Annotated in this window: 11 protein-coding genes and 1 pseudogene; 7 read left to right on the top strand and 5 right to left on the bottom strand. The window is 71.4% G+C overall.

Annotation, left to right across the window (positions count from 1 at the left end):
- The first annotated feature begins 248 nt into the window (after window positions 1-248).
- From IO29_RS22700 to IO29_RS22685, 4 genes are read left to right on the top strand one after another with little or no spacing between them, the layout of a single operon-like run.
- The gene (locus tag IO29_RS22700; RefSeq protein ID WP_030382109.1) at window positions 249-1,607 is read left to right on the top strand and encodes an extracellular solute-binding protein; all 1,359 of its coding nucleotides are present in this window, start codon (window positions 249-251) and stop codon (window positions 1,605-1,607) included.
- Window positions 1,604-2,548: a carbohydrate ABC transporter permease gene (locus IO29_RS22695; RefSeq protein WP_030382108.1), complete on the top strand. Its 945-nt coding sequence runs from the start codon at window positions 1,604-1,606 to the stop codon at window positions 2,546-2,548. Before IO29_RS22700 ends, IO29_RS22695 begins: the two co-directional genes overlap by 4 nt.
- The gene (locus IO29_RS22690; protein WP_030382107.1) at window positions 2,545-3,408 is read left to right on the top strand and encodes a carbohydrate ABC transporter permease; all 864 of its coding nucleotides are present in this window, start codon (window positions 2,545-2,547) and stop codon (window positions 3,406-3,408) included. The genes IO29_RS22695 and IO29_RS22690 overlap by 4 nt, the downstream gene beginning before the upstream one ends.
- Window positions 3,409-3,437: 29 nt before the next feature.
- Window positions 3,438-4,943, top strand: coding sequence for an arabinosylfuranosidase ArfA (locus tag IO29_RS22685; protein ID WP_030382106.1), 1,506 nt, complete (start codon window positions 3,438-3,440; stop codon window positions 4,941-4,943).
- 175 nt (window positions 4,944-5,118) lie between these two features.
- On the opposite strand, the gene IO29_RS22680 is transcribed toward IO29_RS22685, so the two are convergent.
- Window positions 5,119-5,814, bottom strand: coding sequence for an LbetaH domain-containing protein (locus tag IO29_RS22680; RefSeq protein WP_063738122.1), 696 nt, complete (start codon window positions 5,812-5,814; stop codon window positions 5,119-5,121).
- An 88-nt stretch (window positions 5,815-5,902) separates the two neighbouring features.
- On the opposite strand from IO29_RS22680, the gene IO29_RS22675 reads away from it, so the two are divergent.
- Entirely contained in the window at window positions 5,903-6,778 is an 876-nt protein-coding gene (locus tag IO29_RS22675; protein ID WP_030382104.1) for a glycosyltransferase family 2 protein, read from the top strand.
- Here IO29_RS22675 and IO29_RS22670 read toward each other — a convergent pair.
- Window positions 6,775-7,548: an NAD-dependent epimerase/dehydratase family protein gene (locus IO29_RS22670; RefSeq protein WP_267881986.1), complete on the bottom strand. Its 774-nt coding sequence runs from the start codon at window positions 7,546-7,548 to the stop codon at window positions 6,775-6,777. The two genes, IO29_RS22675 and IO29_RS22670, sit on opposite strands and share 4 nt — an antisense overlap.
- A gap of 88 nt (window positions 7,549-7,636) precedes the next feature.
- Window positions 7,637-7,771 (bottom strand): annotated as a pseudogene (locus IO29_RS40085) (epimerase); the annotation flags it as partial.
- Between the two features lie 279 nt (window positions 7,772-8,050).
- Between IO29_RS40085 and IO29_RS22665 the strand changes: the two are divergent.
- Window positions 8,051-9,361 carry an NsdA family TPR-like regulatory protein gene (locus tag IO29_RS22665; protein ID WP_030382103.1) on the top strand — a complete coding sequence of 437 codons (1,311 nt, stop codon included), beginning with the start codon at window positions 8,051-8,053 and terminating at the stop codon, window positions 9,359-9,361.
- Between the two features lie 279 nt (window positions 9,362-9,640).
- Here the strand turns inward: IO29_RS22665 and IO29_RS22660 are convergent, their stop codons facing one another.
- A complete protein-coding gene (locus IO29_RS22660) occupies window positions 9,641-10,447 on the bottom strand; it encodes an oxidoreductase (protein ID WP_051707657.1) in 807 nt (268 codons plus the stop codon).
- Window positions 10,448-10,538: 91 nt separating this feature from the next.
- On the opposite strand from IO29_RS22660, the gene IO29_RS22655 reads away from it, so the two are divergent.
- Window positions 10,539-11,066, top strand: coding sequence for a MarR family winged helix-turn-helix transcriptional regulator (locus IO29_RS22655; protein ID WP_234307637.1), 528 nt, complete (start codon window positions 10,539-10,541; stop codon window positions 11,064-11,066).
- 52 nt (window positions 11,067-11,118) lie between these two features.
- Here the strand turns inward: IO29_RS22655 and IO29_RS22650 are convergent, their stop codons facing one another.
- Window positions 11,119-11,994 (bottom strand): ATP-grasp domain-containing protein, encoded by an 876-nt coding sequence (locus tag IO29_RS22650; RefSeq protein WP_030382100.1) that lies wholly within the window; start codon window positions 11,992-11,994, stop codon window positions 11,119-11,121.
- Window positions 11,995-12,068 lie beyond the last annotated feature (74 nt).

Genomic DNA, 12,068 nt, shown 5'->3' with positions numbered 1-12,068 from the left:
GGGCAGGCGGCGGTGACAGGCGACACCGCCGCCTTGGTCGCTGGTCGATGTCGATCAGCCGGCTCGCATTCAGCCCACCCACAGGTTCGCCCTGTTCCTGCGTAACCCATTGACTCGCCACCGCTTCGATTCTACGGTCCCGTTCGAAGTTCCGTGCGACGTTCGAGATATGGAACATGCCCCCCGCACGCACGTACCCGCACGCATCCACCCCGCGCGCAGCGCGACGGACAAGCAAGGGCAGGGCAATGGGACGACCTGGCCTGAACCGCAGGCAACTACTGGCCGGCGCCGGCGGTCTCGCCGTCGCCGGCAGCTTCGGCTTCGCCGCCCTCGGCACGGGCGCCGACGCGCTCGCCTCCGACGCGAGCACCCGCGTCCGCTACTGGAACCTCTTCAGCGGCGGCGACGGCTACAACATGATCGCGATGCTGGACTCGTTCCGTAAGGACAACCCGGACATCGACGTCAAGGACTCCACCCTCCAGTGGGGCAGCCCCTTCTACACCAAGCTCGCCATGGCCGCGGCCGGCAACCGCGCCCCGGACCTCGGCGTGATGCACCTCGGCCGCGTCACCGGCTTCTCGCCCGGCCGCCTCCTGGACCCCTGGGACCTCGACCTGCTCGCGAAGTACGGCGTACGGGAGGAGGACTTCAACCCCGAGCTGTGGAAGCGCGCCGTCATCGACGGCACCCTCTACGCCCTCCCGCTCGACATCCACGTACAGCTCTGCTTCTACCGCAAGGACGTGCTGAAGAAGGCGGGACTGCTCGGCGACGACGGCCGCATCGTGCCGGTCACCTCCGTCGACGAGTGGTTCGATGTGCTGAAGAAGGCCAAGAAGGCCACCAAGAAGGGGCTCCAGACCATCGGGCTGTGGGTCAACGACCAGAACTTCCAGTGGTGGTTCTTCGTCGCCTTCTACACGCAGCTCGGCGGCACCTGGTTCAACGACGCCAGGACCGAGGTCACCTTCGACCCCGACAAGGCCACCGAGGTCCTGGAGTTCCTGCGTCGGCACATCACCGACGGCTACGCCAACCCCGCCTTCGCGGGCGGCGCCGGCGCCGAACAGTTCGTCAACGGCGCCCCGTTCTGCTGGGAGGGCAACTGGTCGGTGCCGGTCTTCGACACCGCGAAGGTCGAGTACGGCGCCACCCCGCTGCCGCCCGTCTTCGGCAAGAAGGCCACCCACGCCGAGTCGCACTCCTTCGTCCTGCCGCACCAGTCCGGCCGCGGCGGCGCCGCCAACGACGGCGCGCACCGGCTCGCCGCCTACGTCGTCAAGCACGCCCTGCAATGGGCGGCCGGCGGGCACATCCCGGCGTACACGCCGACCCTGTCCACGGCCGCGTACCGGAAGCTCCAGCCGCAGAACGAGTACGTCTCCGCCATGAACCACCAGGCCACCGAGCCGAAGGTGTGGTTCGCCGGGTCCACCGGCATCCTCGCCCAGCGCGTCGGCCCGATCGTCGTCTCCTCGACGATGGGCTCCGCGAAGCCGCAGGTCGCGGCGGGCCGGATGAAGAGCATGCTCACCGAGCTGCTCGCGAGCGAGAACCCCATGGACGGCCGCACGGCCGCGCAGGGAGGTGCCGCCGCATGAGCACGACCAGCGCCGAGACCGTCCTCCGCCGCCCGGCCCGCACACGGGCCGCCGCCAGGAGCGCCACCGTCCGCCGCAAGCAGGGCTTCCAGCACGGCGGCTGGTTCGTCGCCCCGTTCCTGCTCCTGTTCGCGCTCTTCGTGGTCTGGCCGCTGCTGCGCGGCCTCTACCTCAGCTTCACGGACGCCAACATCTCCGGCGACTCCCCGGGCTTCGTCGGCCTCGACAACTACCGTGAGGCGCTGCACGACCCGCTGATGTGGGACTCCCTCGGGCACAGCGCGTACTTCACGCTGCTCGTCGTGCCCTGCATCACGGTCCTGGCCTTCCTCCTCGCGATGCTCGCCCACCACATCGAGCGCGGGAAGTGGCTGTGGCGGCTGTGCTTCTTCCTGCCGTTCCTGCTGCCGTCCACCGTCGCCGGCAATCTGTGGCAGTGGCTGTTCAACCCCGGTACGGGGATGGTCAACTACGTCTTCGGCCTGGACACGCCGTGGCTGACCGACAAGTCGTACGCACTGCTCGCGGTGGTCATCACCACCCTGTGGTGGACGGTCGGCTTCAGTTTCCTGCTCTACCTCGCCGCCCTCCAGGGCATCCCCGCGCACCTGTACGAGGCGGCCAAGCTGGACGGGGCCAACGCCTGGCACCGCATGGTGCACATCACCCTGCCGATGCTGCGCAACATCACCGGGCTCGTCATCGCCCTCCAGATCCTCGCCTCGCTCCAGGTCTTCGACCAGGCCGTCGTCATGCAGGACTTCGGTCCGGGGCCGGAGAACTCCACCCGCACCTTCGTGCAGTACACGCTCGAACAGGGCTTCACCACCTACCGCGTGGGCTACGCCTCCGCGATGTCCATCATCTTCTTCGTGCTCATCGCGGCCGTCGCCCTCGCCCGGATGTGGCTGCTGCGCAACCGTGAGGAGGGCGGCCGATGACCACCGCCGCACCGCAGGTACGGGGCGACAACCGCCGCGGCTGGACCCCCAGCCAGATCGTCCTCACCCTCCTCGGGGTCGCCGTCTCGCTGGTGTTCCTCGCCCCGCTCGCCTGGGCGCTGTTCACCTCATGGAAGTCGGAGACCGAGGCGGTCGAGGTGCCCACGCACTGGCTGCCGGAGCACTGGACGGGCCAGGCGTGGAAGGCGCTCTTCGAGACCGGCAACATCACCGACTGGTTCGTCAACTCGCTCGTCGTCTCGGTGTGCGTGACGAGCGTGGTGCTCGTCGTCAGCGCGCTCGCCGGATACGGCTTCGCCCGCACCGAGTTCCGGGGCAAGGGCGCGCTGATGGGCGTGGTGATGGCGGGGCTCATGGTGTCCCCGGCCGTCCTCGGCGTTCCCCTCTTCACCACCGTGCAGCAGATGGGGATGGTCGACACCTACTGGGGCATGATCCTGCCGCAGTGCGCGCCCGCCGCGATGGTCTACATCCTCTACAAGTTCTTCCAGGGCATCCCGCGCGAACTGGAGGAGGCCGCGTTCATCGACGGCGCCGGACGCTGGCGGGTCTTCTTCACCATCATCGTGCCGCTGTCGCGTCCCTCCCTCTCCGCCGTCGGGATCTTCACCTTCATCGCCTCGTGGAACAACTTCCTGTGGCCGTACATGGTGACCAACAACCCCGACCTGATGACGATGCCCAACGGCATCGCGACCGTCATGAACTCCTACGGCATCCAGTGGGCCCAGCTGATGGCCGGCGGCCTGATGGCCGGGCTGCCGCTGATCGTCGTCTTCGTCTTCTTCCAGCGCCAGATCGTGGCGGGCGTCGCCCACACGGGCCTGGCCGGCCAGTGACCGCCCCACCTCCTCCCCGAAGGGACTCCATGCGCACCGCCCGCTTCACCCTCGACCCCGCCTTCACCGTCGGCACGGTCAGCCCCCGGCTCTTCGGCTCGTTCGTGGAACACCTGGGCCGCTGCGTCTACACCGGCGTCTTCGAACCGGACCACCCCACCGCCGACGAGGCGGGACTGCGTACCGACGTCCTCGCACTGGTCCGCGAACTCGGCGTCACCGCGATCCGCTACCCCGGCGGCAACTTCGTCTCCGGCTACAAGTGGGAGGACTCCGTCGGCCCGGCCGAGGACCGCCCGCGCCGCCTCGACCTCGCCTGGCGCTCCACGGAGACCAACCGGTTCGGGCTGTCCGAGTACATCGCCTTACTGAAGAAGATCGGCCCGCAGGCCGAGCCGATGATGGCCGTCAACCTCGGCACCCGCGGCGTCGCCGAGGCGCTGGAGTTGCAGGAGTACGCCAACCACCCGGCCGGCACCGCCCTGTCCGACCTGCGCGTCTCCCACGGCGACAAGGAGCCGTTCGGCATCCGCCTGTGGTGCCTGGGCAACGAGATGGACGGCCCCTGGCAGACCGGGCACAAGACGGCCGAGGAGTACGGCCGCCTCGCCGCCGAGACGGCCCGCGCGATGCGCCAGATCGACCCCGGCGTCGAACTGGTCGCCTGCGGCTCCTCCGGGCAGTCCATGGAGACCTTCGCCGAGTGGGAGGCGACGGTCCTGACCGAGACGTACGACCTCGTCGACCACATCTCCCTGCACGCCTACTACGAGCCGCACGACGGCGACGTCGACTCCTTCCTGGCCTCGGCCGTGGACATGGAGTCCTTCATCGACAACGTGGTGGCCACCTGCGACCACGTCGGCGCCAAGCTGAAGTCGAAGAAGAAGATCGATCTCTCCTTCGACGAGTGGAACGTCTGGTACATGTCCCGGACCGAGGCCCAGGTCAGCGCCCTGGACTGGCCCGAGGCGCCGCGCCTTCTGGAGGACAACTACTCCGTCACCGACGCGGTCGTCTTCGGCTCGCTCCTCATCGCGCTGCTGCGGCACGCGGACCGGGTGACGGTGGCGTGCCTGGCCCAGCTCGTCAACGTGATCGCCCCGATCATGACCGAGCCGGGCGGCCCGGCCTGGCGCCAGACGACGTTCTTCCCCTTCGCCCAGGCGTCCCGGTACGGCCGGGGCGAGGTGCTGGACGTACGGGTCGACTCCCCGACGTACGCGACGCGGAAGTACGGCGAGACCGACCTGCTGCACGCGACGGCGGTCCGCGCGGACGACGGCGCGGTCACCGTCTTCGCCGTCAACCGCAGCCGCACGGAGCCGCTGCCGCTGGAGGTCGCCCTGTCGGGCCTGAACCTGACGAGCGTCCTGGAACACACGGCCCTCGCGGACGAGGACCCGGAGGCCCGCAACACCCTCGCCGACCCCGACCGGGTCGTCCCGCACGGGGTGGAGGGCACGACCCTGACGGACGGCCGCCTGACGGCGACGCTGGAGCCGCTGTCCTGGAACGTGATCCGGCTGGCGTAGGCGCGCACTGCTCCGCGTGGCGGGCGTGGCTGAACACGGTTGCAGAGAGCCACGCCCGAGGCCGACGCCAAGACGCTGAAGGCGGAAGTGGACAGCCGCCGGAAACCCTTGGCGTCGGCCCGAGCCAGGAGTCCCCAGCGACGTTGTGCGTGGGCTGTGACCGCCGTCCCGGCGCTCATCCGCGGCGCGGGCGCGCGTGGTGGGTGGGCCGGTCGGTGGGGGTGATGGTGTGGTGGTCGGGGATCACTGTGGTCGGTCCGATCACGGTGTGGGAGTGGATGTGGCAGGCGCGGCCGATGGCGGTTCCCGGTCCGAGGGTGAAGCGGCTGCCGGTCTGGACGCGGTCGCCGATGAGGGCGCCGAAGCGGGGGGTGCGGCAGGGGTAGATGCCGTCGGGAAGTCGGAGGAACGTGTCGCGGCCGGGGCGGGTCATGTCGGCGGTGAGATGGATCGCCGCTGCCATGACGTCGGCGGAGAGATGGGCCTGGTCACCCACGAGGGTGCGGTTGAGGCCGATGCGGTGGCCCAGGACGGTGCCGGCACCGAGGTAGGTGTTGGTGATCTCGCAGTTGAAGCCGACGCGTGCGCCGGGGGCCAGGAGCGTGTGGCCGCGGACGGTGCTGAACTCCCAGACGCGCGCGCCGGCGCCGATGATGACGTCGTCGCCGATGATCGCGGTGGGGTGGATCCGGGCGCTCGGGTGGATTCGGTGAGGGATGGTCTTCAGTGCCTGGGCGTGGAGGTCGGGCCATGCGGTGAGCCATTCGGCCAGATCGCCGGCGGCGAGGCGGGCGTACGGGGTATCGGCGAGGGCGGAGTGGGTCGGGTTGGTGAGGTAGCTCCCGAGCCGGAGGTGGGGCGTCGTGGTCATGGTGGTGGGTTCCTGTCCGTGGGTGCGCAGAGCGGGGTGGGCGGGCCGATAGGCTGCGTCGGTCGGGGAAGTCGATCGGAGTTCACCTGTGAGTCATCCACGTCTGGGGATCGCGGTCCTGACCATGGGCAACCGGCCTGCCGAGCTGAAGGCTCTGCTGGAGTCGGTGGCGCGGCAGACGCTGGCGGCCACGCGGATTGTGGTGGTCGGCAATGGCAGCCCGTTGCCGGAGCTGCCCGCCGGTGTGGACGGGGTGGAGCTGGCGGAGAATCTCGGGGTGTCCGGCGGCCGGAACGTGGCCGTCGAGCACCTGCGGGCGTGCGGGGACGTGGACGTCGTCGTCGACCTGGACGATGACGGACTGCTCGTGGACACGAGCGTGTTCGCCCACCTGGCCTCGATGTACGCGGCCGATGAGCGGTTGGGCATCGTGTCGTTCCGGATCGCCGACGAACGTGGCCGCACACAGCGCCGGCACGTGCCGCGGCTGCGGTCGAAGGACCCGCTGCGCGCCGGTGAGGTGACGACGTTCCTGGGCGGCGGGCACGGACTGTCGATGCGGATGCTGGACCGGATCGGCGGCTGGCCGGACGCCTTCTTCTTCGCACACGAGGAGACGGACCTGGCGTGGCGGGCGCTGGATGACGGATGGCGGGTGGTGTACGAGCCGGCACTGCTCCTCCAGCATCCGTGGACGTCACCGGCCCGGCACGCGGTCTACTACCGGATGACGGCCCGCAACCGGGTGTGGCTGGCCAAGCGGCATCTGCCCGCCGTGCTGGTCCCGGCCTACCTGGGGATGTGGACGGTGCTGACGGTGGCGCGTACGCGGTCCTGGGGTGGTCTGCGGGCCTGGGCGGGAGGGTTTGCCGAGGGGGTGCGCGCGTCGGGCGGACCGCGCCGGCCGATGCGGTGGGCGACCGTGGCACGGATGACGCGTCTGGGGCGACCACCGGTCATCTAGACGCATCGCCCGGTCTCTTGGCGCAGCCATCCGGGCAGCGCGGCGGGCGTGGACTTCAGCCAGCGCACGTACTGGGCGATCCCGTCCTCGAGGCTGATGCCGGGCTGCCAGTCCAGAACCCGCCGCATCAGAGCGGTGCCAGCGCAGCCGCCCAGCGGGTCGCCCGGCGGCATCGGGGTCTCCACCACTCGGGCGCCGGGGAAGTGCCCAGCGACCAGGTCGGCGACCGTGCGGATCGCGGTGGGGCGTCCGGTGCCGATGTTCACCGTCATCCCGTCCGCGGCGGGCGCCGTCAGAGCGCGCAGCGTGCCCTCCGCGACGTCGTCGACGTGGACGAAGTCGCGGACCTGGCGGCCGCCGCCGTTGAGGTGCAGCGGAAGCCCGGCGGCGGCGCGGGCCGCGAACCAGGCCACCACCCACGAGTGGCTGCCGGGCTTGACGACCTGCGGCGGGCCGTAGACGGAGAAGTAGCGCACCACGCTGTAGGAGACGGCGGCCGGGCGCAGGACCAGCTTGGTCTGGACCTCGCCGAAGGCTTTGGTGTTGGCGTACACGGACAGGGGCCGCAGCGGCCGTTCCTCCCCGAACCGGGGCGGCAGCTGCCCGTAGACGCTGCCCAGCAGTTCCCGTGTGCCGCGGTGTTCGTCGCCGGGGCCGGCCCAGTCGTCCGGGTTGCCGTTGCCGTACACCGACGCCGACGACACGAACACCAGCCGCTTGAGGCGATGGGAGGCGGCGGCTGCGGACAGGACGGTCTGGGTGCCGCTCACGTTGTGGTCGATGGCCTCCTGGGGGCAGCCGTGTGCAGGCGGCCACGTCGGCCAGGGCGGCGGCATGGACCACGAAGTCCGCCTTGCCCGTCAGCCGGTTCACGAGCGCGGTGTCGCGGACGTCGCCGGTGACGACGTGGCCGGGATCGACGCTGAACAGGTCCCGGTAGATCGCGGGTGGATAGGCGTCTCTCGTGCACAGGGCGATCGGGTGAGCGCCCATCTCGCGCAGGCGGCGCACGATCCGGGATCCGATCAGCCCCGCGCCGCCCGTCACCAGGACCACCGCCCCTTCCAGGCTTTCCACGCCTGCGCTCTCGATCGTGGTGGGGTGATGTTCTGTCATGGCACCGTGCCCTTCTCCCGGTTCATCTCGGACGCGGGCCGACCGCCCGCCCTCCTGAGCATGAACACCCCGGCCCGTCGGCACAGGGGGTCCCGGGGGAGTCCCGCTCCGTCCGAACCGCCACCACGGCTGCACATGAGATGGCACTCTGAACGGGTGGACGACAGGGAAGTTCACCCGCTGACCGCAGCCCGCCGCGTCCGTGGCCTCTCCCAGACGGCCCTTGCCGCGCGGGTCCGCCAGGCCGCCGCCCGCCGGGGACTGCGCTCCGGCTGCGACCGGCCACGGATACGCAAGTGGGAGCGGGACACGGTGCCCGACGCCGACTCCCAGGTCTACCTCGCCGAAGCCCTCGGGCTGCCGGCCGAAGCCGCCCTGGCACGCTCCTGGCCGCACTGGCTCCCCCGCACACCCGACGGAGTCCTCCCGCTCACCCCGCACAGCGTCGTGCCCGCCCTGAGAGAGGCCCTCACCTCCGTGGAACGCCGTAGCTTCCTCACCCTCTCCGGCGCCGGACTGACCGGCCTCGCCGGCCAATGGGCCTCGGCCCGGCCCACCGAGGCCCTCGCCGGTGCCGCCGACGCACCGGACAACGAGGACCTCGTCGGCATGCTTCGTGCTTCCGCCGACCGCCTCACCGCCGCCGACCCGGCCCACACACAGCACACCACCCGGCTGCTGACCGCTCACCTCGCCACCGTGACCGACATCCTGGAGGCCGGAAGCCACCGTCCCGCCACCCTCCGGCGGCTGCACACGCTGGCCGCCGACCTCGCCCACACTCTCGCCTGGCGCCACTTCGACGACGGCGCCCACCCCCTCGCGGCCCGGCACTGGATGGCCGCTCTCCACAGCACCCACGCCCTCGGCGACACCGACCGCGGCGCGGGGATCGTCTCCGACCTCGCCTACCAGGCCGCCTGGCGCCAGGACCACCCCCTCGCCCAGGACCTCCTCACCCACGCTCTGAGCCGAGCACGCCACCCCGCCGCCCGCAGCCTGCTGCACCTGCGCCTCGCCCGCAGCCTTGCCGCCGCGCCCGCCCCGGCCCGCGGTGCAGCCCTCCGCACCCTGCACGCAGCCGACCACGACCTGGCCCGAGCCGGGGCGGACCGGCCCTCATGGTGCACATGGATGTCCGAGGCCGACCTCGCCCTCGACACCGGCCAGACTCTCCTCGACCTCGGCGACACCCGCCCCGCCCACCAACTCCTCGCCCAGGGCGAGGAGCTGCTTCCCGCTTCCCGGGACAAGACCCGCGGCATCTTCCTCGCCTACCAGGCCGCCGGCCACCTCGCCCACCGCGACCTCGAGCACGCCGCGCACGCCGCCACCGCCGCACTGGAACTCGCCCGCCGCACCCACGCACCGCGCTGCGAGCAACTCGTCCGGCGTCTCACCCCCGTCGTCCGCCCCCACGCCCGCAACGACACCGTCGCCCGCCATCTCCAGTTCGTGGACGCGTAGGCGCTGACCACCCTGATGGCCGACGGTCACAGTGACCGCCACTTCTTGGCGAACACCGCCGCGCCGGCCCGTGACGCCCTGGCCGCGATCGTCCCCTCGGCGTCGCCGGACCGCCATGAAGAAGGGGACTCCTGGGGTCTGATCCAGCATGTTCTGTACACCCGCCGAGGAGCACCCCGATGACCGAACTCAGCTGGCGGAAGCCCTCGTTCAGGTAGGCGGGACGGGGTGCTTCGGGAGGCCGGTGTCGGATGACGCGGAAGAGGTCCGCGGGTCTGTTCAGAGCGTGGGCAGGATCCCCCCGTCCACCGGGACCGTGATGCCGGTGAGGTAGGAGGCGCGGGGCGAGGCGAGGAAGGCGATGAGTTCCGCCGCCTCCTCGGGCCGGCCCGGGCGGCCGAGTGGGGCGGCGAGGCGCTGGTGGAACTCCGTGCGGAGGTCCTTAAGGTCACGGCCGGTCCGCTCGGCGGCCTGCCGGAGGCTGGCCTCGACGGCGTCGGTCTCGACGACGCCCGGCATGACCGCGGTGACCCGCACCCCGTGCGGCCCGCAGGCGAGGGCGAGGCTCTTGCTGTACGAGTTGAGGGCGGCCTTGGCCGCCGCGTACGGCACGCCGTTGGGCTGCGGGTAGCGGGCGGCGTTCGAGGAGACGTGGACGACGGCTCCGTGCCCCTGCGCGACCATGTGCGGGACGAGCACGCGGTCCACGCGGACGACGGACAGCAGGTTGGTGTCGAGGTTGGCCAGCCAGTCGTCGTCGGACGCGGCGAGGACGCCGTCCGGGACCTGGGTGTTGCGCCCGGCGTTGTCGACGAGCACGTCGATGCCGCCCAGGTGCTCCAGCGCGGCCCGCGCCGCCGTCTCGGCGCCCTCCCGGGCGCTCAGATCGCCGGTCACCAGCCGCACTCCGGCCGGTACGTCGGCCTCCCGCCGGGCGACGGCGACCACCCGGGCCCCCGCGGCGGCCAGTCGCCGCACGGTGGCCGCGCCGATGCCACGGGTGCCGCCGGTGACGACCGCACGGGCCCCGCGCAGGCCCAGGTCGGCGGTCGGGTCGGAGAGCGGCGGGGAAGGGGTGACGGGCATGGCACTCCTAGGTTTGGTGTACGCACCTGGGTCGTTTGTCTTCGTGATTAATATAGGAAGCTACACGATCCAGCCGAGTAGAGTGCCGGGGGTGACGACCAAGGCATCCCCCACCCCCACGTCGACGCCGCCGCGCGCGACACAGCCCGACGAGCCGAGGAACAGCCCGGGGCTGATGCTCGCCCTGCTCGGGCACGAGGCGATGCGGCGGCTGCGGGACGCGCACACCGCCCACGGGCTCAGCCCCCGGCAGTTCCACATCCTCGGGCTCCTGCACGACCGCGGCCCGCTCGCGCAGACGGAGCTGGCGGCCGAGACGGACACGGCGGCCAGCGTCCTGGTCACCCAGCTCAACCCGCTGGAGGCCGAGGGCCTGGTGACCCGCACCCGCGACGCGCACGACCGCCGTCGCCATGTGGTGGTGCTCACCGCGGACGGCGCACAGCGGCTGCGCGCCGCGACGGCGGCGCAGCACGAGGTGGAGGACGGCCTCTTCCGGTCGCTGGGGGACTCCCAGCGCGCCGAGCTGACACGGCTGCTGATGCGCGTGCGCGACGACCTCACCGACGGCGAGGAGCACTGCGCCACACCGTCCTCGCTCGACCGGAAGCCGCACTGAGCTTCCGCGTGAGGGGGAGGCCGGTGTCAGACGACGCGGAAAAGATCGACCGTCAGACGCCGGCCGCCGTCCGCAGGATCTCCGCCGTCACCACCGGCACCGAACCCGGATGCAGCCACAGGAACAGGTTCGGCTCCACCAGTTCGAGTTCCATCACGCACGGCCGGCCGTCGTCGCCGTCGACCAGGTCGACCCGTGCGTACAGCAGGTCGGGGGCGCCCGGCACCGCCGCCAGCGCTCGCTCGGCCACCGCGGTCTCCGCCTCCGTCGGCTTCCACACCTCGATTCCCGGGTGCGCCGTCTTGCGTACGTCGAAAGGCGTGCCGGCCGTCAGTACCGCCTGCTTGCGGCCCGCGTGCAGCAGGCGTCCGCTGAAGAATTGCAGCGGGCGTTCGCCGGTGGCGTCGATGCCCTTCAGATACGGCTGCACCATCGCGGTCAGCCCCTCCGCGTGCATCCGCTCCAGGTGCCGTACGGCGGTCTCGCGCTCGCCGGGGGTGTACCGCGCGGCGTACCGGGAGCCCGCTCCGGACGTCGGCTTGATGACGTACTCCCGGTCCCCGGGCAGGTCGACGGGGTCGCCGGGGGCGAGATAGCGGGTGGGGACCGTCGGAACGCCGGCGGCGGACAGTTCGCCCAGGTACCGCTTGTCCATGTTCCACCGTACGACCGGGGCCGGGTTGGCCAGCCGGGTCAGCTTCCCGCACCGCTCGGTCCACGCCGTGAACTCCTCCACCCGCCAGCTGTAGTCCCAGGTGGAGCGGATGACGACGAGGTCGTAGGCGGCCCAGTCGGCCTCCGGGTCGTCCCAGCACACCGCCTCCGCCCGCGCCCCGGCCGCGTCGAGCGCCGCCACCAGCACGGGCAGATCGCGGTCCTGGGGTGCGTCCGGGCCGGGCCGGTAGGTGGCGAGGGCTATGCGGGACATGGCACGGACTCCTGACCTCGGACGACGACGGGCACGGCCCCGACACGGACCGGCTCCCGCGAGGCTAACAAGCA

It is taken from the genome of Streptomyces sp. NRRL F-6676 (genome assembly GCF_000725625.1).
Taxonomy (GTDB): domain Bacteria; phylum Actinomycetota; class Actinomycetes; order Streptomycetales; family Streptomycetaceae; genus Streptomyces.
Note: the sequence above shows the minus strand (reverse complement) of the source record. Positions and strands in the feature narration are given on the sequence as shown.

Bases quoted from the DNA above. Each gene is read 5' to 3' on its own strand.
- IO29_RS22700 (WP_030382109.1), top strand. From the start codon at position 249: ATGGGACGACCTGGCCTGAACCGCAGGCAACTACTGGCCGGCGCCGGC.
- IO29_RS22695 (WP_030382108.1), top strand. From the start codon at position 1,604: ATGAGCACGACCAGCGCCGAGACCGTCCTCCGCCGCCCGGCCCGCACA.
- IO29_RS22690 (WP_030382107.1), top strand. From the start codon at position 2,545: ATGACCACCGCCGCACCGCAGGTACGGGGCGACAACCGCCGCGGCTGG.
- IO29_RS22685 (WP_030382106.1), top strand. From the start codon at position 3,438: ATGCGCACCGCCCGCTTCACCCTCGACCCCGCCTTCACCGTCGGCACG.
- IO29_RS22680 (WP_063738122.1), bottom strand. From the start codon at position 5,814: ATGACCACGACGCCCCACCTCCGGCTCGGGAGCTACCTCACCAACCCG.
- IO29_RS22660 (WP_051707657.1), bottom strand. From the start codon at position 10,447: ATGCCCGTCACCCCTTCCCCGCCGCTCTCCGACCCGACCGCCGACCTG.
- IO29_RS22650 (WP_030382100.1), bottom strand. From the start codon at position 11,994: ATGTCCCGCATAGCCCTCGCCACCTACCGGCCCGGCCCGGACGCACCC.